Annotated in this window: 22 protein-coding genes and 1 tRNA gene; 2 read left to right on the top strand and 21 right to left on the bottom strand. The window is 46.9% G+C overall.

Features of this window, described 5'->3' with window-relative positions; translation table 11 throughout:
* Positions 1–236: 236 nt before the first annotated feature.
* Both KP004_RS06865 and KP004_RS06860 read right to left on the bottom strand, forming a co-directional pair.
* Complete coding sequence (locus KP004_RS06865) at positions 237–1,241, bottom strand: tyrosine-type recombinase/integrase (protein ID WP_216801606.1); 1,005 nt, start codon at positions 1,239–1,241, stop codon at positions 237–239.
* A gap of 883 nt (positions 1,242–2,124) precedes the next feature.
* Positions 2,125–2,628, bottom strand: a complete 504-nt coding sequence (locus KP004_RS06860; RefSeq protein ID WP_216801605.1) for a JAB domain-containing protein — start codon at positions 2,626–2,628, stop codon at positions 2,125–2,127.
* Between the two features lie 478 nt (positions 2,629–3,106).
* Here KP004_RS06860 and KP004_RS06855 point away from each other — a divergent pair, with 478 nt between their 5' ends.
* Positions 3,107–3,481 (top strand): response regulator, encoded by a 375-nt coding sequence (locus KP004_RS06855; protein ID WP_216801604.1) that lies wholly within the window; start codon positions 3,107–3,109, stop codon positions 3,479–3,481.
* A gap of 15 nt (positions 3,482–3,496) precedes the next feature.
* Here the strand turns inward: KP004_RS06855 and KP004_RS06850 are convergent, their stop codons facing one another.
* On the bottom strand, positions 3,497–3,844 hold the full coding sequence (locus KP004_RS06850) for a hypothetical protein (protein WP_216801603.1): 348 nt from the start codon (positions 3,842–3,844) through the stop codon (positions 3,497–3,499).
* A 522-nt stretch (positions 3,845–4,366) separates the two neighbouring features.
* Between KP004_RS06850 and KP004_RS06845 the strand changes: the two genes are divergently transcribed.
* On the top strand, positions 4,367–5,926 hold the full coding sequence (locus KP004_RS06845; protein ID WP_216801602.1) for a recombinase family protein: 1,560 nt from the start codon (positions 4,367–4,369) through the stop codon (positions 5,924–5,926).
* Positions 5,927–5,943: 17 nt separating this feature from the next.
* On the opposite strand, the gene KP004_RS06840 is transcribed toward KP004_RS06845, so the two are convergent.
* The 18 genes from KP004_RS06840 to truD all read right to left on the bottom strand — a co-directional run bounded on the left by KP004_RS06840 (position 5,944) and on the right by truD (position 22,608).
* Complete coding sequence (locus tag KP004_RS06840; RefSeq protein ID WP_216801601.1) at positions 5,944–6,507, bottom strand: PDDEXK family nuclease; 564 nt, start codon at positions 6,505–6,507, stop codon at positions 5,944–5,946.
* A gap of 80 nt (positions 6,508–6,587) precedes the next feature.
* Positions 6,588–7,058: a hypothetical protein gene (locus tag KP004_RS06835; protein ID WP_216801600.1), complete on the bottom strand. Its 471-nt coding sequence runs from the start codon at positions 7,056–7,058 to the stop codon at positions 6,588–6,590.
* A 271-nt stretch (positions 7,059–7,329) separates the two neighbouring features.
* Positions 7,330–8,220: an ArdC family protein gene (locus KP004_RS06830; protein ID WP_216801599.1), complete on the bottom strand. Its 891-nt coding sequence runs from the start codon at positions 8,218–8,220 to the stop codon at positions 7,330–7,332.
* A 376-nt stretch (positions 8,221–8,596) separates the two neighbouring features.
* Complete coding sequence (locus KP004_RS06825) at positions 8,597–9,208, bottom strand: DUF4276 family protein (protein WP_216801598.1); 612 nt, start codon at positions 9,206–9,208, stop codon at positions 8,597–8,599.
* Positions 9,205–10,506: an AAA family ATPase gene (locus KP004_RS06820; protein ID WP_216801597.1), complete on the bottom strand. Its 1,302-nt coding sequence runs from the start codon at positions 10,504–10,506 to the stop codon at positions 9,205–9,207. The genes KP004_RS06825 and KP004_RS06820 overlap by 4 nt, the downstream gene beginning before the upstream one ends.
* 298 nt (positions 10,507–10,804) lie before the next feature.
* Positions 10,805–11,431, bottom strand: a complete 627-nt coding sequence (locus KP004_RS06815) for a PLDc N-terminal domain-containing protein (protein WP_216801596.1) — start codon at positions 11,429–11,431, stop codon at positions 10,805–10,807.
* Positions 11,432–11,520: 89 nt separating this feature from the next.
* Complete coding sequence (locus KP004_RS06810; protein WP_216801595.1) at positions 11,521–12,135, bottom strand: plasmid pRiA4b ORF-3 family protein; 615 nt, start codon at positions 12,133–12,135, stop codon at positions 11,521–11,523.
* 276 nt (positions 12,136–12,411) lie between these two features.
* Positions 12,412–12,924, bottom strand: a complete 513-nt coding sequence (locus tag KP004_RS06805; RefSeq protein ID WP_216801594.1) for an HNH endonuclease — start codon at positions 12,922–12,924, stop codon at positions 12,412–12,414.
* A gap of 267 nt (positions 12,925–13,191) precedes the next feature.
* The gene (locus KP004_RS06800) at positions 13,192–14,064 is read right to left on the bottom strand and encodes a hypothetical protein (RefSeq protein WP_216801593.1); all 873 of its coding nucleotides are present in this window, start codon (positions 14,062–14,064) and stop codon (positions 13,192–13,194) included.
* Between the two features lie 60 nt (positions 14,065–14,124).
* Positions 14,125–14,895: an IS21-like element helper ATPase IstB gene (istB, locus tag KP004_RS06795; RefSeq protein ID WP_216800483.1), complete on the bottom strand. Its 771-nt coding sequence runs from the start codon at positions 14,893–14,895 to the stop codon at positions 14,125–14,127.
* Between the two features lie 11 nt (positions 14,896–14,906).
* On the bottom strand, positions 14,907–16,178 hold the full coding sequence (gene istA / locus KP004_RS06790; protein ID WP_216800482.1) for an IS21 family transposase: 1,272 nt from the start codon (positions 16,176–16,178) through the stop codon (positions 14,907–14,909).
* 80 nt (positions 16,179–16,258) lie between these two features.
* Positions 16,259–17,113: a hypothetical protein gene (locus KP004_RS06785; protein ID WP_216801592.1), complete on the bottom strand. Its 855-nt coding sequence runs from the start codon at positions 17,111–17,113 to the stop codon at positions 16,259–16,261.
* Between the two features lie 73 nt (positions 17,114–17,186).
* The gene (locus KP004_RS06780; RefSeq protein ID WP_216801591.1) at positions 17,187–17,420 is read right to left on the bottom strand and encodes a SurA N-terminal domain-containing protein; all 234 of its coding nucleotides are present in this window, start codon (positions 17,418–17,420) and stop codon (positions 17,187–17,189) included.
* 171 nt (positions 17,421–17,591) lie between these two features.
* Complete coding sequence (locus KP004_RS06775) at positions 17,592–18,389, bottom strand: hypothetical protein (protein WP_216801590.1); 798 nt, start codon at positions 18,387–18,389, stop codon at positions 17,592–17,594.
* A 661-nt stretch (positions 18,390–19,050) separates the two neighbouring features.
* A complete protein-coding gene (locus KP004_RS06770; protein ID WP_367620767.1) occupies positions 19,051–20,301 on the bottom strand; it encodes a tyrosine-type recombinase/integrase in 1,251 nt (416 codons plus the stop codon).
* A gap of 141 nt (positions 20,302–20,442) precedes the next feature.
* Positions 20,443–20,517: transfer RNA gene (locus KP004_RS06765), tRNA-Gln, on the bottom strand.
* An 18-nt stretch (positions 20,518–20,535) separates the two neighbouring features.
* Positions 20,536–21,378: a 4-(cytidine 5'-diphospho)-2-C-methyl-D-erythritol kinase gene (gene ispE / locus KP004_RS06760; RefSeq protein WP_216801588.1), complete on the bottom strand. Its 843-nt coding sequence runs from the start codon at positions 21,376–21,378 to the stop codon at positions 20,536–20,538.
* A gap of 33 nt (positions 21,379–21,411) precedes the next feature.
* A complete protein-coding gene (gene truD, locus KP004_RS06755; protein WP_216801587.1) occupies positions 21,412–22,608 on the bottom strand; it encodes a tRNA pseudouridine(13) synthase TruD in 1,197 nt (398 codons plus the stop codon).
* Positions 22,609–22,924 lie beyond the last annotated feature (316 nt).

The raw sequence follows: 22,924 nt of genomic DNA, 5'->3' as shown, positions 1-22,924 counted from the left end.
GAACGAAAAAAGGGTTAGCTCATTGAGCTAACCCTTTTCTTATTGGCTGGGGCGCCAGGGATCGAACCTGGGAATGACGGGATCACTGTAACCGCTTGATACTTCTAGAAACCTAGCTAGACCCGAAGCTACTCAACAAGACCATTTACCCTAGTTTTAGTGGTATTGTGTAATCAAATGTGTAACCATACCTGTAACTCATTTTCATTACGATAACAAGCAGTTCCTTAACTAAATCACGTTTCCAGAGCTTCCGCAGCTGTAACCAATTTATCTGGTTTCAGGTGGGCATACCGCTCTGTTACCTGAATGGTGCTGTGACCAAGCCACTCCTTAACCGTGTACAGGTCAATTCCCCTATCCAATAGTCTGGTAGCGCATGTGTGCCGCAGAGCATGCATGACGAACTCCCTATCATCATCGAGCATCATCCTCTTCCGACTCCAGTTCCATGCCTTCTGCGCTTGGTATATGTCGATGGTGAAGGGCTTAAACCAGTCCCCTGCCTGTCGTGCCAACAGTATTCCCCTTACCTTCTTCGTCATGGGAATGCTCCTGGGCTTGTCTCCTTTGTTGATCCAGATGCTAATGAGGTTGTTATCCCAGTTGATATCCTCGTACTTGAGATTCAAGATCTCCGATAACCTGCATCCGGTGTCAACCAAGACCTCTACCAAGTCAGCCGCTTCAGGGTAGTAGCTCCTCTTCGTGGAATGATCGGTATCCCGTAGCAACCTGACAACGGTGATCTCCTCTTCCTTGGACAGTACCCGAATCCTCCCTTTGCTCTCCTTCTTTAATTTGATATGTTCCCATGGTTGCTGGTGGTGGCGTAACAGGGTCTTCATTGTCGCAAGATATCGGTTGATGGTAGCTCCCTTGACACCTGAATCCTCCAACTTCTTGACCATACGCTTGATGGTCTGGTCCTCGATCTTGCAGAGGGGTATGTCTCCTATCAGGTCCATTGCACGTTCTGCTAACCTCTTAGCCTTGAGTCCATCCTTGTTATCCTTCCATCGTTCGTCATAGGTCTTCTGGATGGCAATGCTCAGGAGCATCCTTGCTGCTCTCTCCCTTTGGGATAATGCACCTTCGACCATCATCCTCTTCTTCTCGACAGCTTCCACTAACTTGGCTTCCCTTTTACTGAACTTGCCGGTACTCCTGCTGACTCGGACTCCATCAACTGAGAAGTTCATGTAGAACACTGCCTTATCTCCTCGTTTGTAGACTGCCATGGTGATACCTCCTTGGATTTAGGTACAAAAATAGGAGCTTGGTGGCTCCTTGGTTGACTGCTAGCTGGACATTGGGATTAATGAGTAATGAGAATGGTGATTCGGCTTCCATATTTTCGATCTGACGGGTGTTTGTTACTTGGGACAGGTAAGAGACTGGGTTCAACTAGTGGAATTAGTGGAGGCTTAGTTTGAGAAGGGAATGATGGAAGGAGACGGGTCTGGTATCAGGGGAGTCACAGGGAAAATAATTAACTTGCCTTTAATATCAACTTCACTAGTATGCATTCAATCTTCCTTTCACTTGAGGTCTGACATGGCTAGATGCACCTACATCAACTCCTGTCCTTTCCCGAAGGACAAGCTGACGAAGATGCCTGTGACCACTGGCTATATGGTGGACCAATACTGCAATTGGGACTTCACCAGATGTAGGATTTACAGGACTGCTGTGGAACGTAGGATTGACATTTCAAGCGATGGGATTCATGAGGAGTGCGTTTCATCTGAGAAAATATTGAACTTGCTGATATGTGGAGGGATTGGTTAGGAGGAAACTACTCGGCTTGCTTGCAGGAGGTAACGAGGTGCTGAAGGGCTTTCTGGTCTGATGCTGGTAGACTGGCAATGTTCTGGATCAGCTTGTATCCGTTCTTCATCAGGGAGGTAAGGTCTGTCACCATCTTGAATATGGTCGGATAGGTGAGTGCTCTTGTATCAAGAGCCGAGTACACCATTTGATAAACTCGATTGCCACAAGTCCCGCATATCACTGTTACCGCTGAGTCCGATGCTGGTTTGAATCCGGTAGATGTCAATGTACCATACTTGATGCCGTGAATCGTATCCCCCTGCCTCATGGCCCTACCGCAGTATTCGCAATTCATATATGCCCCCTTTCAGCAAACGAGTAGTAACTGTCACCGATAACGATATGGTCGAGTACCCTGACACCGATGAGGTCTCCTGCTTCTTGGAGCCTTCGGGTAATGGTGAGGTCCTCAGTTGAAGGTGTTGGGTCACCAGTAGGATGGTTATGCAAGAGGATTACTGCTGCTGCCGATGACAGGAGTGCTGTCTTGAAGAGTTCTCTGGGGTGGACAATGCTTTGGTTAAGGGAGCCAGTGCTTACCATATCGCAACAGACGATACGATTCTTCCCATCGAGGTGGAGAGCAATAAAGTGTTCCTTGGTCTCATGTCTCAGGAAGCTGAAGGTGTCAAAGACCTGGGATGCTGACGTGTATCGGGTATTAGGCTTAAGATATTCGGTGATGATGTCGTTGACGGTGATGGTCTGATAGACGGCCTTGATGGTCTTGAGCTTAATGGTACGTGGTTTAGGTGATGGGACTTCTTCTGGACCAAACAGGGTGTCGATGGTCATAGTGGTTCCTCCATTAGTTTTAATGTCTGACGCTAACAACATGAAATACTGATCTAAGATGCTTGCTCTTTCACCACGTGATTTTAATCACTTATCCACCTCCTCACATTTGTTACAGATGTATAGTAGGAATTGCATACAACCCACACTTACCTTCGTCACACAAATAAATATTGACACGTAATTACGACTAGTTAGATAAATGTGCAGAAAATGTGCAAGACGTAAAAGTGCCTATTTTTGCGTCACAACAAATATGCTTATCCACAGGTTTCGAGGATTTATCCACAGACATAGTGGAAAGGTGTTGAAGATTGCAAATGTTATGAGATAATAATGAGATTAGGGATACAGGTAATTCCAGCGACAGACAGCCTCCGCAGGCAGAATATGGTCAATTGTCTACAGCTTTTTGACTCCCACACTGGTATACAGACCACAAGCGTATCGAATCGTTTAACTCGGCAATGAGGCAATAATGAGACAGGAAACTACAGCTGGTGGCAAAACGATACTTCTTGTCGATGATGAGCCACAATTACGGGCGATGTTTCATGACCTCCTGGTTCGTCAAGGCTACAATGTGATACAGGCAATTGATGGCCAAGATGCGCTAGAAAAATTCAAGCAAAACCAGCAGAATATCAGTTTGGTTGTAACTGACATCGTCATGCCTCGAATGGACGGTATCTCAAGCTATAAGATCATGAGAACCATAAACCCTTCTCTTAATGTGATCTATATGAGCGGATATGTCCCAGAGCGCCCACTTCCCGAAGGAGTTAGTATCCTCGTTAAGCCCTTCTCTCCTGTTGATATCCTTCAAGCTATTCGCTCAATCCTAGGTGACTAAGCGCCATATCAATAATCACATCAGGTAGTCCATTAGTTTCAGTACTACGTCTATAGCTGGTAGTTGTTCCCAATTTAGACCGAACACGTCCTCGATATGCTTAGGGGAGTGCATGTAGAAGCTGTTGATGGGGAACGGCTCTGGTGACATGTAGGCGTTTAGGCCAACAGTGCCATGCTCTCTGTTGACGGTCAGGACATACAGGGCGATGCTCTCACTGAAGATGTAGATGGTGTCCTTAGTCCCGGCGTACTGGTGGTAGTTGTTCCCCTTGTGCTTGAAAATCAGGCTGTTGATGTGGATGCCGTTACTGTCCTGGTGGGTGTGCAGCTTGAGTTCTGGGGTGATCGGTGTCATTGCCATTGGTCTTCCTCCTTTGAAATTAAAAGCCAGACCTTTGACGGTCTGGCTTTTGCGATATTACAGATAGTTATGTGAAATTATTACGAACTGGAATGGTTGGAATGGATATGTATGATCGAGATGATCGGCAGGGAATATTGGGAGTGTCAGGTGCTACTTACTTTTTAGCTTGCATTAATATATTGACCATATATGATTAGTGCAGACAAATCAAACGGCCACAGTTTCAGGATTATTTGCTCGTGGCACAGAAAGGATACCAGGATACCCAATATGGCAACCAAACAACTGAGGCATTACCCCTGTTACTGGTGTGTTTGCTTAGGTGGAGCATTCCACTGTAGAAGCATGTTTAAAACTGCAGAAACCGAGTGTTTCTCGAAGAGACCAAAGCCCAAGAGAATTGAACCCACGAGGTAAAATCAAAGTGTTGCGGTTGTGATATTCTGGTATGCCTGCTAACCCCTTCCCTTTTGGGCAGTTCCACTCTACCGATTATGTCACCCCGTCGCGGAGGCACTTATGCCAAAAGCATACAGTTATATGAGGTTTAGTACTCCTGACCAGGCAAAAGGTGATAGCAAGAGGAGGCAGTCCCAACAAGCTGAGGAATATGCAGCCGCTCATGGCTTAGAACTTGATGACAAGCTAACCTACAGTGATTTCGGGGTGTCAGCGTTCAGAGGTGCAAATATTGAGATAGGTAAGCTTGGTCAGTTCATGGAAGCTATAAGGCGTAAGGAAGTCGAAAGCGGTAGCTACCTCTTAGTAGAATCTCTGGACAGAATAAGCAGAGATGTCATTTTGCCAGCTCAGAACATATTTACTCAAATAATATTAGAAGGCGTAACAATCGTTACACTAGCTGACAGAAGAGTTTATTCTGCCGAATCTGTAAACAAATCACCATTTCTGTTAATTGAAGCAATAGTGATTTTGATCAGAGCAAATGAAGAATCCGAAATGAAGTCCAAACGACTTAAGTCAATGTGGGAAAATAAACGTAAAAACGCTTTCACGCAAACATTGACAACAGTAGGTCCTGGTTGGTTAAAATATAACAAAAAAACTCAACAGTTTGAGGTCATACCAGAGCGTGCCGCTATAGTGAATAGGATATATACCGAGTACCTGAGCGGGAAGGGGTATTTGACTATTGCACGAACCTTACGTTTGGACAAGGTACGTACATGGACGTTTAAGAAGGGAGAAAAATCAATTTGGCGAGAACATTACGTCAGTAGAATATTAAAAAACCCAGCGGTTATTGGCACCTTGACTCCACACGTAATGGGCCATGGTAATGGTAAGATCCAAAGGATACCCTTGGAAGGCATCAAAAACTATTACCCCCCTGTTATCTCCGAGGAACTGTATGAAAAGGTGCAAGCTAGGCGGCGTCAATATAAAACAAGATACTGTGACTCAGCAGCTTTAAAAAACATTTTTTCAATGATTGGAAGATGTCCTCAATGCAATGGTCGTATGATGTACCTCAAGAAAGGTCCACGTTGGGATTATATCATCTGCACCAACGCACAATATCAACAAGGTTGTACCACGAACAATATCCCCTATGGCAGACTCCAAACTGTATTTCTGTTAGAGTTCGCCAAAGCTTTATCGGAATTCCCGTTTATCAATCCAGTGATCAGTAAAACCAGACTTGGGGTCGCACATCTTAAAGAAAGACTTAGACGTGCCACGGTGAGACAAAATAAACTGCTTAACAACTTAAAAAAAGGACTAGAGCTTGAATGCTATCAAAGTACAATGAGCTTAAATATGGATTTACAAACACTTGAGACCACAATTGACGATTGCCATAAAGAACTAATACGGTTAAATTCACTACACAACGATCATAATTTAAAACAAATGAACCTGCATATACATGATTTCATAACAAACGCATCTGTTGACTATATCAATCGTGAGCTTCTAAATAAATTGCTTAGGGCCATGTGCGAAACAATACTCATTTCTCATAATCTGATCGACGTTAAATTCAAAATGGGGCCTAGGCTTTGTATTGAATACGACAAATATGTCTCTGAGTACGAATACATAACTAAATATTAAAGAGTGAGTTGATATGTTCAGATAACACGATTAATTTTAGTGCGGATAAGAATCTTAGCAACAACATCTAAAACTTCATTTTGATAGCTGCCCTTAGCAATTAATTTCAATCTACGACACAACCACTCATTATCTAACAGTTCCCACCCCTTATGATTAAATAATTCTTTAACTGCTATTTTGTCTTTGTCAGATGAAAATTTACCTACCGCAAGGCAGATAATAATTTTTGGATCAGCAAGAATGGACTTAGTTCCAAGCAGTTGTGTTATCAAGCGTTGCACCACCACCTCGCATAAATATTGCTCGTTGAAAATTTTGAATCTACTCTTAAGTTTTTCATTTGATCCTATAAAAGCATTTATGCCAACACCTCGTGAATCTAGGTAAGACTTGCACTCAATAATTCTCAACTCATTGGTTCCTGCCTTATAAGCAATTAAATCAAGCTCCCATCTCGGCGATGATGGGCGGCGGATGGCACACTTTTCTTCTTTTGTTAATTCGACCTTGAAGCTAGGTCTGACCCAAAAGCCGTCACGTTCAAAAATTGATGCGACTAGTACTTCAAAAGCATCCATTTGAACCTCCCACCGGTACGCATAATAGGGCTACACATCTTTGAATGATGGCATGAGGAACACTGAACTGAAATGCAAAATTAGGGCTTCAAAATAAAGCCATGAAGTTGCTGTGGTGGCCTTGGCACTCCTGAAAGACAATGCCAACACCGGCGTCCAAATATGCCAGTCTCCATACCCTGAATCGGATCAACATCAAGATAAAACATGGCTCCGCAAACTTCACATGGGACCGGTTCTTCTGCACCCCGCTGGTAACGGTTCATAACACCCCATACTTCATGGCAAGCATCCTGATAATTGAATTCGTGCACTGAGCTTTTAAAGTTCTGGTAATTAATAGACGTAGACAATTTCAACATCAGGTCCGTGAACTTTTCTTGTGTAATAAAAACCCTATATTTATAATCACGATTAGGTAAATGCACAATTTCTTCATCTGGAAGTAACATTTCAAGGTGTTTTCGTTTCCTTGCTCTAACTGCAAGCTTTTCTGAATCAAGATCAGACCTGACTACCGAGATAAAACCAACAGATGTAAATATCCACATCGTAAACACCTCCACCTTGCCAAAGGGGACCGTTTAGTTCCAGCGCCTAGCATCTGAAGAAGTGATGGCCACTCAGAAGGTTATCGTATGATTTTACCCCCCTTTTGGGGACAGGCAAGAATGGTGGTCTGGGGCTTTATGGTGGCACAGGTTATCGAGGAATACGTTTCTCTCATGCGGTGAGAGGGGTGACGCTAACTTGCTACTGACCATCCCGGAGTGGTTGACTGCTGAAAGGGATCACTACTACTTGGGATATGTGGCGGGTTGTTTATGCTGCGGTATCTTCTGTTGCTTCCTCTTCTACCTCCTTCCTGTTGATGATGTAGTCGCTGGACTTCTGAGCTTGGGCTGCTGCATGGATCAACAACGTCTTGTCGTCCTTTAGAGCCTTCAACCATCCAGCGATATAGGCAGCAGAGTTCTCCACAGTCTGATTCTCGATACCAGTAATCCCACATAGGAAAGCAGCCCCCATCTCTGCTACCAGTTCTTCCTTGGAATATTCATGACTCCCGAAGTAAGCAGGCTCCATTATGCCTTTTCGTCCTACTCTGCTGGGATGTCCGGTACTATGGGCCAATTCATGAAACAAGGTAGAGTAATACTCTTCTGGTGATTCGAAGGCCTCTGCTACAGGCATTTTGACGTAATCTAGAACGGGGGAGTATGAGGGCTGATTACCTCCATAGTGGATCTGGGGCTTAAGAGGCATACCGGATATGATCTGTTCGGCTCTGTCTATGGGAGTGAAGGGATTCATGATGACATCTGGTGATGGCGGTGCTTCTATTCCCTCTGTCTGCTCAATATTGAAGACCGAGTAGTATCTTAGTAATGGCGCATTACCATTCCTGGTCTCACCAGTATCAGCATCATCGGCATCCTTGCGGTCTATCCATTTCCAGAAGATTACCGGCGACGATTTCTCTCCTTTCCGAACATGACCACCATTGTCTTGGCACTGCTTGAACGTCAGCCAATACGGACTGGTGTACTCCTGGCAGGCCAGGATGAAGACGTTGACTCCCCGATACTCCTTCTTGGTTACCAGGTTCTTCGGGTAGTTGGATGCTGAGTGCCATGTTTTCCTCCATGGTACGGTTCCACCTTCCAATAGTTCCACGATCTTGCTGTTAATCACGTCATAGGTCTTACACATGGTACTTCTCCTTCTACCGGCTTACCATTAGCGTCTGACTTCTTCGATTGGTCTGATCTGGTAGCCTTCGAACAAAAAAAAGAGGCACATCCGTGATTATGGACATGCCTCTCTTAATTTAGGTAGCCAAGTTAAGAATACAAATACAACAATTTCTACATGCTCACTCTCTCCTCTGGCCTGACATACTGGAACTAAATTTCTATAGGGAGCATTACGTTGTCTAACTTTTAAATTAGTGTAAAAGTGATAAGTTCTGATTCATTACGTCTACAATCCAACTGTACCTAATTTGTTCACAACCATGTCTAAGTTGAATAAGCCTCTACAAAGGCATTCTACAATTCGGTATAAAAGTTTGGAATTGCTTGACCAATTAAGGTTGTTTACTTTGGGTGCTATATTTAGAGTGGCCAATAACCCTTAAAAATCGTCGAAATGATCTTGAGTTCAAAGCAATATTCATAGGATCAACACACTTTGACATTTCTACAGAATCTATACCTTTCTTATATTTTGTCTTGTTAGCAATAGAGTTTATAAGCTCTTCTGCTTTTAAAACATTATCGGCTTTATTTTTACAAACAGAGTTTATAAAAGCTTGAGACAATTTAAACCTATTAACCATTTTTGATATTCCATTATGATCAGCTATAAGCCAATTTTCAAAACATTTGTTTTTTACTACTGCAGTGATATTAGGTAACTTCATGTCACTTATAGCTTTATTAATACTATCAGCAAAAGCGACGTGACACTCCCGCCTATCATCTAAATCAATGAGTAAGACAATTTGATCAACATTTTTTGCATTCAATATTTCAATTTTCCCACAAGCCGATCTTACAATTTGGTGAGGAGTCGCCCTTGGCTGCAAATCAGAATATAATGGTGCCACGATCTGAGTACCTGCAATTTTGATTTTATCCACAATAAACCGGAGAGCTTGTGACTCTGCTTGGCCATCAACAATAATCCCAATCTTCACAGAACCCCTCCAGGTATAGCATTAGGGACAAGGCCACTATCCAAATAATCAGATAACTTGTACTTGCCCTTCTCCCATGACCTATCAATATCAGGGTCCAGTTCAATTAATTTTTTAATCTTAGTTTCACCTTGTTGTTTATAAATAATCCAAGCTTCTGATGGATTGATTAAATCAATCAACACAGGAGAATGAGATGTTATTATCACTGTTTTTTTCTCACTCAATGATCTTAACCTCATAATTAATTTTCTGATTATCCATGGGTGAACAGAATTTTCAGGTTCTTCTATGAAGAGAAGCGTACTCCTAGGATCAACAGTGGATACGAGCATTGCCAGTGTTTGAATTGTCCCATCTGAGATATCTTCAACTGTCCATGGCCTATTTATATTTTCTTCTTTAAAGAATAAACCTAAGGCCTTAGTGTGAAGATAGCCTACGTGGATGTTTTCGAGCCAAGGAACTACTTCTTTCATTGCGTCCTTGACAACCTCCCAACTTGCTGGATGCTTATGCATAAGCCAATCAACCATTGCAGGAAGATTTTCACCATGAAAGGACAATGCCGGATTTGGAGTTGGTATCCCTGGTTTTCTAGAAATGTCCGGAGAAAATCTGAACACAGTGAAACCAGACAACAATGAAATAAATCTACGAATAATATAATTGTTGACAGTAGAAATCATCAGCTCCTGCGGTGACAGAAGTTGTTCATAATCCTCCGAAGGGCTTGTGTTTAAACGTAAAGTATTTTTAAAATAATTGGTAAGAGTATTTTGAGTGTAATAAGCGACATCAATATTATTATCGGATCGTGATATTTTTACAATATCTTTATAATTAACCAACCCCCTCTTGCCGTGTTCTCTAATAGCAACTGAAAACACCTCGCTTACTACTTTATATTCTGATTTAATGCCTTCTGACTTGGCCTGAAATGAAAATTCGTGTTTATATTTTATGGAATTATAGGGAGATTCGGCACTAGATCGCCTTGACTGTGTGAAATTATATACTCTTTTAGTTTCTACATCAGACAAACTCACTTCGATAACAAATGTGATTGGTGCTTTTGATCTGCGCATCATTCTGAAAGCTATATTCTCATATCCACCTTTAATTGAGACTGCCATCTCTAAACCGAATTTATATACCTTTGATAAAAAATCAATAGAATCTGCAAAGTTAGTTTTGCCTGAAGCATTAGCTCCAATAAGTGTAGTCAAACCTGTCGGAACTATTTCGACGTTCCTAAGCGATTTATAATTATGCACAGAATAACTTACAATCTCCATATGAGTCTCCGATATAAATTTTGTGTCTACTTCACACTTGTTAAATGGTATTGTAATAGCAACTTCGCCACTCACTGGCTACTGACTGCCTTATACCACAAAAGCCACCCGCCATGAAAGCGTAGGTTTCCACGTCAAGTAGACATTTCATAAGTAGAGTTTCTGGTGTAGCGGTTCATGTAATCCACGGGGGTCAGATCTTGTCTAACACTTTACTCGCTAAATCGTCGCTCTCGATTGTCCATGAAAATGATGAAATCATCAACTGTCTCCCATTACGCAGCACCTACCTTTGAGCCTAATAAATATCTGGTCCTCTTCCTTTAAAGCCCCTGTTATCCCCCCAGCCGCTTGCTCTGCTTTTTTGGTTCGTACCAAATATGAAGTAAAGTAACATTCCCAGAAGTGGTAGAAATATAACCAGTAGCATCCATACTGTTTTATTTGATGAAACGGTAAAGTCACTTTTTACGATATCTACAATCGTTGATATCCAGGCAACAAATATCGCCCCCCCTATCAACAGCCATACAGCCATAAACTTAACAAATGCGTTGGCAGCTCTTTCAGCGTTTTGGGTGTTGACAGCTAAAGCTCTAGCCTGCTGCTGTCTCACTACCTCCATTGCTCGTTTTTGCTTCTCAAGATTGGCTTGGTAAATAGTGGCCTGGCTCTGTTGGGTGGTAGGCTGTATTGCAGGTGGTACGTAAGTCTGCGTCATCGTGGGGCTGGCCAGTTGGTTTGTTCCAGTGCTGGCTTGTGGATTCATAGCCTTTGACTCTGAGGTAGGTTCAAGGGGTTGCCTTTTACGGTACTTTGCGGGTACAGAAGAAGGGTTGTCCGTAAAGTGAACCCCATTTGCATCTTCCCACTTGTATACCTCGGCATTTGCCACAGAGATGGTTAAAACCAATAATATAAACATGACCATAGATCTCATATTTCACCTGACCTTACTATTATAGTTGAGGGTCTGGTAGCCAGACCCAACATGCTGGCATGGATACACGACGACTACCTATTCGTCCTCCTCAGACGCTCCTTCGGGTTATCAAACTCAACCTCAGCAGGATCAAAATGCTCAGGGTCGAAGATGTCTCCCTTCTGAGCTTCAATACATTGTACAGTATCCTCATATTCAGGATGTTGGGGATTTCCCAGCACTTCCAGCAAATAAGGGTATCGCCAAGCACCACCACTATCCTCAGGTGGACATGCACGTTTCCCTTTAATGCATCGAGGGTATGTTACACCTGGTTCTGCTGGCCGGATCTCCTCGAAGTCGATCTTATGTCTCCAATCATCTCCGTAGTCGTAGGTGTACATGAACGTGCGGGGGATTATCGTCTCGTACTTGGATATCTTGTGTCTCCAGCCAGCAAGTATCCGGTCATTTGCTAGCATGAAGCTGCCGTCTTCCCTTGGGATGCCGAACACAAAAGTCTCGCCTGTATTAGCTTGTATCCTGAACTCGTGCTGGTGATAGTCGAGCCACCCCATTGCATCCTGAATGGCAACGTGGAGGTCATAGAAGGTGTATGTGGACGGTACTTGGATTCTACGCCAGATAGGTGGCTTTATTCCTTGGAGGGTTATCTTGAACTGGTAGATCTGTTTCTTGGGAGGCATAGCATGTTCCCTGCTCTTTAGGGATGGAAGCAGACCTGTTATACCATAAAGTTAGCTTTAGTTAAAGCTTTACCATCTACAAGCCCCAAATTTCGCTTCTGGCGGGACTTTTTAACTTGGTGCAAGGGGTAGGCGGGGTTTCGATTTAACAATTAGTGGAGCTAATTTATGTGATCCGGCTATTGGCCTGACTTACTGGATTACTGGTGCTAATAGGAACATTTATGTTAAACAAAAAGAGGCAGGGCATGTACTCCCCACCTCTCTATAATCCGGCTATGCCGCCATTCTCTGTTCTTCAGGTCTATATCTCCTCACCAATGATCTAACTCCACCTGGCGTCATCCCATATCGTTCTGCCACATCTTTTATTGGCATGCCCGACTTCACAAGGTCGTATACTTCATTCTTCTTTAACGGGTGGATCTTGCAGTTAGGGTATAGGCCTGTTTCAAAAGCATGTATTTGATTTTCTAAACGCGTTACCCACTCTAAATTCTCAATGCGGTTATTGGTCTTGTCCCCGTCGATGTGATTCACCATCGGCTTGCACTCAGGGTTCGGTATATATGTTTCTGCAACTAATCTGTGCACGTAGTACAAATCGTCCTCGCCATTACAGCTCAGCTTCACTCTTATGTAATCAGCCTTCATGTTTTTTACATGTTTCATTATCTTAAGTTTTTTGACTCCCCTACGTGGCAGGCTGTACACCACCCCGTTCCTCGTAACCGCATACAGGCCCTCAAAGCCTGGTATCTCTTTTGCCGCGTCTGATATTAGTTCCATTGCAAAACTCCTTGGTATTAGATTCTAGTTCATTACTAGTACCTGTTATTAACCAGGGAGTGTGCTTTACATGAATTTTTTGCTAAACCCAGGCCGTCGACCGCATCCCCGCCAGCGCAGCGGCGGCAAAAAACACGCGTTTACTATTTATTTTCAGTTAGTTAGCGCGAATCCTTCCAAGTAATAGAGAGAGAAGCCCTCCTGGACTGCCTCACCCTGGATGTTATCAGTATGTTCCTCTTCTCGTTAGATAAAATACTCCTATATCTATCTTATCACTAGCAGACTGATATAAGATTCCTTACACTGGCTAAGTTCGAGTTTAATGTTAGGCTGAAACTTAATCTTATTATCAATTCTATTACATTGTCTGCATGTTCCTTTACAAACATTTGACCTAACTGTTCTTTTAATGATGAGAGTACGAGGAACGATATCTCTTATAGTAACGTTGTGCTTCGGCACCACTCTGGACATGAGAAATCTCATTGACTCTAACCATCCCTTTGGAGCTAGATATTTTGCCTCCCTAACTAAATGAGATAGCACCTTCCTCGCATGCGGGTATTTAAGAATTGGAGTAACTTTTATATTCAGAAGCTCACTCACCGTTTCATAGAAGTATTCCAACATCATATTAGTGACAACGTCTGCATGTTTAGATTGGCATATAACGGAGTCATGAACTGTCAATACAGGTATCCCATTCAAGGTAAAGTGCTGTATTAACTTTTCCATTACGTAAGAGTCATAATACTGGAGTTCGCTGCCAAAATTATTTGCTACCAGGTCGGAGATACTTGGGTGTTTGGCTTTCAAGAGAGCCAACTTAGCTTTAATAGGCTTATAATCTGTGATCCTGTATTTGCTAAGTTTTCTTTCCCTTCTTAGTTGGTCAAATACTCCTGATGCTGCCAATTCCGGTGTTGCAGCATTGAATGCTGTTAGAAGTATTAATTTATTCAGGTCACGGTCATCCTTGGCATCATCCAGGGAATAAGGGCCTTGTTCGAGGGTGTAGGCATCCTCCTCCTTGTTCGCATAATTAAGCCCGACCTTGGCGTACAGGAGGTGAATGTGCATTGCTGAGTAGTCAAGTTCGACTGTGGACTCCCCCTGGATCGTTATGTACTTCCTCACAATTGTCAACGGTAATTGAAAAGTACCCCTTTTCGGTAATCGAAAAGTACCCCCCCGTGGTTATGACTGCTCGATGTGTTTAGCCAGCAGTCCGGCCTTGAGCTTCTCCTTGAGGCGGTAGCTTTCGCCCTTGATGCTGACAGAGATCGCGTGGTGCAGCACCCGGTCCAGAATGGCGCTGGCGATGACCTGGTCGCCGAAGACCTCGCCCCAGTTTGAAAAGGGCTGGTTAGAGGTCATGATCATCGCCCCTTTCTCGTACCGGCGCGAGATGAGCTGGAAGAAAAGATTTGCGCCCAACCGGTCAATGGGGATGTAGCCTATCTCGTCGACGATCAAAAGTTTAGGCTGGCAGTAAAACTTGAGCTTGTCATCCAGCCGGTTCTCCGCGTGCGCCCGTGCAAGTGCGGTAATCAGCCCCTGGGCGGTGATGAAGAGGGTCCGGTAGCCACGGCGGATCGCCTCGACTCCAAGGCCGACCGAGAGGTGGGTCTTGCCGACGCCAGGAGGGCCAAGGAAGATTACATTTTCGCCGTTTTCGACCCAGCGGCAGGCTGAGAGCTCCTTGATCCGCTTAGGATCGAGCGACGGCTGATAAGTGTAGTCGAATGAGTCGAGCGTCTTGATGAAGGGGAGCCGTGCCATGCGGGTCCCCATCTCGGTGCGCTTGTCCTTCTTCGCGGCCACCTCTTCTTCGACCAGGCGCTGGAGAAATTCGTGATAGCCCCACTCGCCCTTGGCGGCATCCTGGAGCCAGCTATCCAGGTGGTCGGCGAGGCGGGAGAGTTTCAAGTGGCGAAGCGATGCAGCGAGGTCGGTGATCTGTTCCATTGGTCACCCCCTCACATGTTCGCTACGTGGTCGTAGATGTCGAGGTCGCGGATCATGACCTCCTCATCCTTCCACCACGGATCGAAGCGCGGCGGCTCTTCTTTTTTCTTTTCCAGCCGGTCGGTGAAGAGTCCCTGGAAGTGAGCCGGATTGATGCGCTGTTTGCCGGTCCCGACGAGCTTTTGATGCGTGGCGATGACCTCCTCGCCCTGCAGGATTCGGATCTCGTCACCCCACAGCTCAATCTGAACCGTTTGCCCAGCGAACCGCCACGGCACTGAATAACGGTTGGCGCCGAAGGTTATCATGCAGTCTCTGGCCACCTTGCGCGTGAGGGCCGTCTCCAGTCGGTAAGGCGGCACAGAATTGACGTCGATGAGCTTCTCCTCCGAGAATCTCTCGGCGGGACGGCATCCGGTGGTCCCATGGATGCGGACATCGGCGACTTCGACAATCCACTTTTCCAGTTCCCGGTTCAGGTGGTCGAGGTCGATGAAACGGCGCCCGGGCAGGAAGTTTCCCTTGATGTACTTCACGCCCGACTCGATTTTCCCCTTGGTCTGGGGGCGGTGAGGCCGACAAAGCCGTGGATCGAAACCGAAGTGGCCGGCAAAGTCGGCGAACTTTGTGTTGAGGGTGAGTACGCTGGCCGTATGGTCGGTAACGATGGTCTTTGGATTGTCATAGAGCAGTTCTGAAGGGCGGCCACCAAACCATGCGAAAGCCTCCTGGTGGGCTGCCAGAAGAGTCGGCAGGCGCTCATCAAGGTATGCGCGAGCGAAGAGCCTGCGAGAGTAGCCGAGGACCATGGCAAAGAAGTGGATGCGGACTCTTTGGTCGCCGAGCCAGACTTGGGCGCTGCCCCAATCCACCTGCCCCTGCTTTCCGGGACCGGTCTCAAACCGCATTACGGCATCCACTCGCTGCTGGAACTCCTCGCGCAGGGGGCGCACCAACAGCTTTACCATCTCGTATCCGCCGGTGTAGCCCTTCTCCTTGAGTTCGCGGAACAAGATGGCAGCGTTGAAATTAACCTCCTCAGCACGGGAGGTGGCCCATTCATCGAATTGCGAAAGCACAGTGTCTGTTGGCTTCGGTCGCTGGTACGGCTCCCACTGCGGCTTCTTGAGGGCACGACGTACCGTTTTGACGGTCACCTCCAACTGCCTGGCGATCTCCTTCTTAGCGGTTCCAAGCCGGGCAAGCTCTCGGATCGCTCCGTACTTGTTTCTGTCGACCATGGTCCCCTCCAGCATGACAGTCTGCTGAAGGGCATCTTGCACCTGAAGCTCTCCTGGGTGAATCATTTTCCCCTCCCTGTGATGTGAGGGGGGTACTTTTCAATTACCACAGGGGGGTATTTTTACATCATCGCTGACACAATACCAGGCGCACTTATCCACCACCCTCCATAGTACCGACCTCCCTGCTCCAGGCTGCCATTATTAAAAACCCTGTAAACCGATTTGTTTGAGAGCTTGAGTACGATACGTTTTACTCCTGGCAGGTCCATACCCTCCAGTTGCGCTACCAGAGCGTCCCTGTCCTCCTCAGTCAAGCACTCAATATCAACATCAATTAGGGAACGCTCCAGAAGTCCATTATACAGACGAACCTTCTTGGTCATCCTTCTGGTTGCGGTATTGCTTGGAATCTTCAGAGCAGGTTTGACCTCACATTTTATAATCTTGCCCTTGTATTCGTACTCGTCCTCTACAGGCTCCCCCCTGAGAATTAAAACATCTTCTTCTACAAAACTGGATATCATATCTGGTCTGACGTTATGCTTTGCGATGAGGACAGCAAGGCTTTCTGTTGGTCTCATCCTGCTGACATAGGAATGGAAGGTCTCTGACTCAGGATCATAAAACTGACCTCCTGGGTGGTTTTCTACCAACTTCTTGGCCCATAGGTGGTCAATGCATCCCATCAGAAAGTCATAGGTCACCATATGGTTTTTTATTATGGGATGTTTTTTTCCCGTATCGGTGTAATGCCCCTTGTCTCTGCTGTAGGCGAGGTATTGTTCAGGGTCACACAAAAACGACTGATAAAGGTCCAGTATCAGGACCTTCATGCTCATCCGGTAACCATGGGTCTTACGAGAGGGGATCCCCTCAACCAGCTCCTCTACCAGAGCGCTGACCTCATTGGCCTTGCTCCAGCGATTGCAGTCGATCCACCTGTAATTATCAAACTCACTATATTCAGTTTTCACGATTGCTCCTGTATGCAAAAAGGGGGAGACCGGAATCTCCCCTTGCTGGTGAATTCAGCACTAAGCGGCCTTCTTACTCATCGTTAGAGGCAGACACTCCGTCGCTACCTGCTGCATCCAGTGCTGCAATCCTGTCATCAATCTCCTTCTTGGTAACGGTAACACCCTGTTTTTTAGCCTTCTCAAGGATAAGCTGGTTCTTTACAGCTTGCCTGCGAGCATACTCCTTGGCTTTTAGCTTCTGTTTCCGCAGTTCCTTCAACTCCTCCAGTTCAGCTTCCGTGATCTCTACTTTTTTCTGTTCCATCAGTAATTCCTCCATGTGGTTTGATTTTTGGCTCAGGGTTCCCTGGCCGTTGATGCGACCACCATAGCAGGATTGAAATTAAAGGATATGTGAGAGGTATTGGTTTTAGATTTTTACAAATAGAGAGGAAAGATGGAGAGGTTTGAGCGGTAAGAGCCAGAAAAAATCAGGTCAGCAGGGGAAGGTGCCGTTTTCTACACTTGCTATTAATCGTAAAGCCTCCTTCAAAAACGTATCCAGTTTGTGGGTCGCGTTAGACATATCATTCAGGTTAAAAAGGTATGATGCCGCAGATGGGGAAGCTGCTAGCTCTCTCACCACATCCACTTTCTTTCGGCCTTGAACATGGTGCAACACATAAGCCTGATAGCAGTTATACCAATGGTTTAACTTTGCCTCCCAATCGGCTTCGTTGCCGATAACCTCGTAATGAAATACGAAAAAGGGCATCAGCCCTGTGCATTCCATTTCTTTACACTGCATCCAGATCTTGGACATTGACCTTGCGGCTATCTTCAATGACTCACGATAGGCATCTATATCGACCAACGTCTGCTGTGTTGGCTTGCTGAAATCCAGCTCAAATGTAAACTTGAGCTTCTCAAGTTCTTTCATACTGCTACGGATCATGTTATATATTTCTTCACAATTATCTATAAAGCGTTGGTATTGAAGAGTCCTATCAAAATTAACCTTACAATGCCATAACAATTGTTTTTGCAGCTTTAACAACTCTTCCAGTAGAGCAAGATTACCTATTATTTCTCGCCTCTCCTTGACATACTCTAGTATGTGGGCAATAGTTGCTATTAAAAAATCTGGTGAAAGATCTATTTCCTCCTCTATTCCTTTTATATCGAGGATATCTTGTTTGAGCAGTTCCTTTATCTGTGCCCCTACATTTCGAGCAACGGTCTTGCTCCTACTACTCATTTCTATCTCTTTTAAAACTATATCAAACGGCTCCATACGTAGCTCCCGTAACAGCTAATGGGATTCGCAATCCCTTGCTTGCCCAGTAATCAATTTACAATTCAACCACTTGCACCTGCATAGCTTCTATTGATGCATCTATTGCGGCAAAACGCCCTACACATATCACAACTAACCTCCTGAAACAACAAATGATTGAGGTCTTCTATGGCTCGGATCACGAATGATCGTTTTGTGCCTTTTACAAAATGATCGTGAGTGACCGAACTGATTTCTGTGCAGGTAGGTGCCATGTCTATTAGCAGCAAAAACCTACCCTGGGGTTGTTCATCGAAAGCTTTTCGACTTCAATAATCTGAAAACTCTCCTGGTCACATAACATGGATTTGGTTTCCCAGCGGGAGTTTGCTTTTCTTACTCCCTGCTTCCCTACTGGTACGATGACAGGACTCCTCCACTTGCCACCACCAATGAAGTAAAATCTCCCATGCGGGGTCTGGCGGACGTTCCTACGATAACTAGTGTTGGTACTAGCCCTCATTGTCTCCATATCGGGTGCCCTCTGCAGTCAATTGTCACCCTGTTGTGCATACCAGAAATTAACGATTCTTTTAGCTAATCCGAGCTGTTACCTTTACAACTTATCAATATCATAACCGTATCAATTCTACATGGCACATTACGTTGGGCAGCACTGCTAACTGCTCTGCCACGGACGTATTTCCACACCGTAATCTAACAGTTTCAGTGACTCCAACAGCACTTTGGGTTGATACCTCTTACCATATCTGCTCATGGTCATAGCGTGGTTCCCATGGCTATGTCCTACCAACTCTGCAATTAGTGAGTCCTGAACCCCAGCCTGTTTTAGGGTGTCGGTTACTAAGTGCCTGAACGAGTGGAATACCTTTTTGGGGTCTTTAGTGACGTGTTCCCTGTTAAACCTCTGATACCAGTTGCCGAAGCTGTTGCTATATCCATGTACCTCCGTCCATGTCAGGTTCGGCCACAGCCTAGGGGCACCAGCTTTCTTGACCTTTTCCCAGTGTTCGATGAACCCTAAGCCTATCAGCTTTGAGTGTATTGGCAGAACCCTTTCACTAGCCTGGTTCTTCAGCCTTTTGTCTTTAGCCCCATTAATGCTGAAGCACCATACACCCTCTACTAGTTGAACGTCCTCAACGTATAATTGGCAGATTTCATTGAGGCGCATCCCCGAGTAACAGCCTATCAACGGTATCCAATATCGCTCAGGTAAGGTCGGCTTACGTGGTAGGTTCGCTACTATGGACTTCAAATCATCAACATCGTAGCTGCTTCGTTCCTCATCTACCCTTCCCTTCTCTGACAACTTCAAGCCAGTTGCACAATTCACCGTCACTACCCCTATGTCCAGACAGTACCGGAGCAAACCACCTATCCCTCCTACGTGCTTATTTACTGACTTTGTGCTCATGTGATGGATATCAGATCTGTCAAGTAACTGCTGTATGGTTTGGTCTGGATACCTCTTGTGCAGGTTCGGTGGCAACCTCATCAGATTAGCTCGCAGGTCCAGGACCGCCTGCCTGGTAATGTCCGTTACATCAACGTCTCCTAGTAGCTCCAGCAAAAATCTGAAAACACCGCCCATCTCCAACTTGGTCTTAGGTGTCCACTCAGGTTCCTTGAACTCTATGTACTGCTTTATCATCTTAGACAGAGGGTGTTTCTTGGCAGGTATGTCAGGCAGCGTCTTGACAAGCTGCCTCCTTGTTGTGGGCAGGATCTCAGATATCAGTTTGGTGATCATTTCACCATCTAACATACCAGTTCGCAGGAGGGTGAACACTCGCTGTACCGAATGCTCAAGGTTGACGGATATGGTCTTTGCAACTGATAAGTCTGTGGTCTTTAACGACTTGGTAATGAAATGGGTGGGGAAATGTGGCTGTAGGTCTACTGGCACCTTGACTCTGTAGTAGAAGTAGCCATTACGACATGTGATGTGGGTTGGATATGACAAAACCTCTTACCTCCGTGTAATCACTTGTGTACACAGGGATAAAAGGTCTTGTTTTTCTCTAGCAAATCTAGCTAGTTATGAAGTTGGCTGGGGCGCCAGGGATCGAACCTGGGAATGACGGGATCAAAACCCGTTGCCTTACCGCTTGGCGACGCCCCAATAATCTATTCGTTTCTCTTACAGCGTCTGCACCGCTTCCGCGAACCAGCCGCGCGCTGCGGCTATGTCGGCCGCCGCTTTCTTGGCGACTTCCTCGTCCTCGAAGATGCCGAAGACGGTGGCGCCGCTGCCGGACATCAACGAACCGCTGGCTCCGGCGACGAGCAGCATGTCCTTCACCTCGTTCAGTACCGGATGCTTCCCGCAGGTGACCGGCTCGAGGTCGTTGGACAATAGCCCGGCAACTTCTGCCGCACTGCTGTATGAACCGCTGATTATAGTTGCGGGACCCTTCTCTGTCAATACTAAATTTTGATAAACCCAGGCGGTGGGAACATGGATACCGGGATTGACCAGGACCACCCACAGGCTCGGCATGGACTCCATGGCGGTGAGTTTGTCCCCGATTCCTTCCGCCAGCGCGGTTTTCTTGAAGATGAAAAAGGGAACGTCGGCACCGAGCTTCACCCCGATATCCATGAGCTGTTCGTCGGAGAGGCCCAGTCCCAGGAGCTGGTTCACCCCCATGAGTACCGTGGCGGCATCGCTACTCCCCCCACCCAAGCCGGCCGCCACGGGAATCCGCTTGTCGATGGCGATGTCGATGCCGACCTCTTTTCCGGAAAGCTTCAGGAGCGCATCGGCCGCGCGCCAGGCGATATTGCCGGGGCCATCCGGAACACCCTTTTTGCCGCAGGTGACGCGGATACCGGGAGTCGCACTCAGGGCGATCGATATGTCGTCGCAAAGGGCGACCCGCTGCATGACCATGCGCAGCTCATGGTAGCCGTCCGGCCTCTTCCCCAGCACGTCAAGCCGATAGTTCACCTTGGCCGGCGCCAGCAGTTGCAGTTTTTCCACGATAAGCTCCTTCCACCCGTCAGGTGACGGTATTTATTGATCCTTCATTACCTCGCTCAGCACGCAGGTGGCATAGGCCCCGCGCGGCAGGGAAAAATCGAAGATCAAATCGCTCCCCTCCTGCCGGACCGAGGCCGCCGTAAGCGGCACGCGCAGGGGACGCCGCTCTCCTTCCATGCGCAGGCCGCCGGAAAGGTTGAAGCTCTCCGGCACCAGCCCTTCGGCGGCCAGAATTCCTGCCTCCAACTCTCCTTGTGCGCCCTTGGCTTCCATCATGGTGCAACCGAACATCGGACCGGTTGCGGAAATCTCGAAGGAGCGGACCCGCGGCGCCTCGGCGGCGGCATCCTGCACCAGGAAACAGGCGCCGTTGTCGTGCTTGAAGGCAATGTCCCCTTCCTCGATCCGATCCAGCCGCTCCAACCTCTGTTCCAGCACCAGGTCAAACAACGAGGACTGGAATGCGGAGAGGTACAGCCTCTTCATGCGCGGCTGCACGGCATGGAAAGCCTTCTCGAACGCGTCGGGACGCTGCTGCAACCGCCCGAGCACCTCGCGCTCGGTCCGGAAGTGGCCGGGAAAGAGGGCGAGGCTGCCGGCCAGGTCCCCCTGCCGGTAGGCCTCGATCGCCTGGCGCCAACGTTCGTCGGTCACCTGTGCGGGGTCTCCGATCAGGGTGTCGACGGCGGCCCTGTAGTCGCGGCGCAGCATGGCTGCACCAATGGCGTGGCTGTTGCCCTGCACGCCGTAGCGCTGCACGCCGAACCGGTTGGGAACGCCGCGGCTGGTGAGGGCGGCGAGCACGGTTTCGGCATGCACCAGCGCACCGGCCGCAACATCGCGCACCCTGATCTCGAAGCGGTTGCCCTTGAGATGCCCCAGCCTAAGCTTGTTGCCGTGCAAAACAGCGGAGAGCACCTTGATGCCGGGAATGTCGAGCGCGCGAATCTTGTCCGGGGCGACCCGCGGGATGGAAACGGTCTGGCGGGTGATCCCTACGGCGTCCTTCATGCCGGCATAACCGACATCACGCTCCTGTACGCCAAGCGCCTTGGCAAGTCGGCGTACCGCTTCCAACGTTGCGATGCCGCGCTTCTCTATGGCGACGTAGCAGTGCTCCCCCTGCCCGCTGGGAAGGTACGCGGGAATCTCCTCGACGATGAAGTCCTCGGGCGTGTTTTTTATAGTGCCGCCGGTACCGGGCACCTCGGCGGATAAATATCTATGCACCGCTCCTCCATCCAGAACGTTTTATCGAGCCTCGCATCATACCCAGTAGCAGAACCCGTTTCAACTGGTTTTGTCGCTGCAGTGAAATCGTCTTCCCTTCATGTCGTACGAGCTCCTGCTCACGGTCCCGACAATATTTCCACGACAGGCGCAGATGTTACCTCCCGAAAGTGCATCCTCATCAAGGTTCACTCCGCCGGCCGCGTTTATTCAAAGCAAACTTTTTTCAATCAGACACAGGATCGATTTAGCAAATGACGCCGTCGCTGATATACTAGCCTCGGGAGCAGTTATATCGAGGCTAAAGGGGAATAAA

The sequence above is a fragment of the Geomonas oryzisoli genome, assembly GCF_018986915.1.
Taxonomy (GTDB): domain Bacteria; phylum Desulfobacterota; class Desulfuromonadia; order Geobacterales; family Geobacteraceae; genus Geomonas; species Geomonas oryzisoli.
Note: the sequence above shows the minus strand (reverse complement) of the source record. Positions and strands in the feature narration are given on the sequence as shown.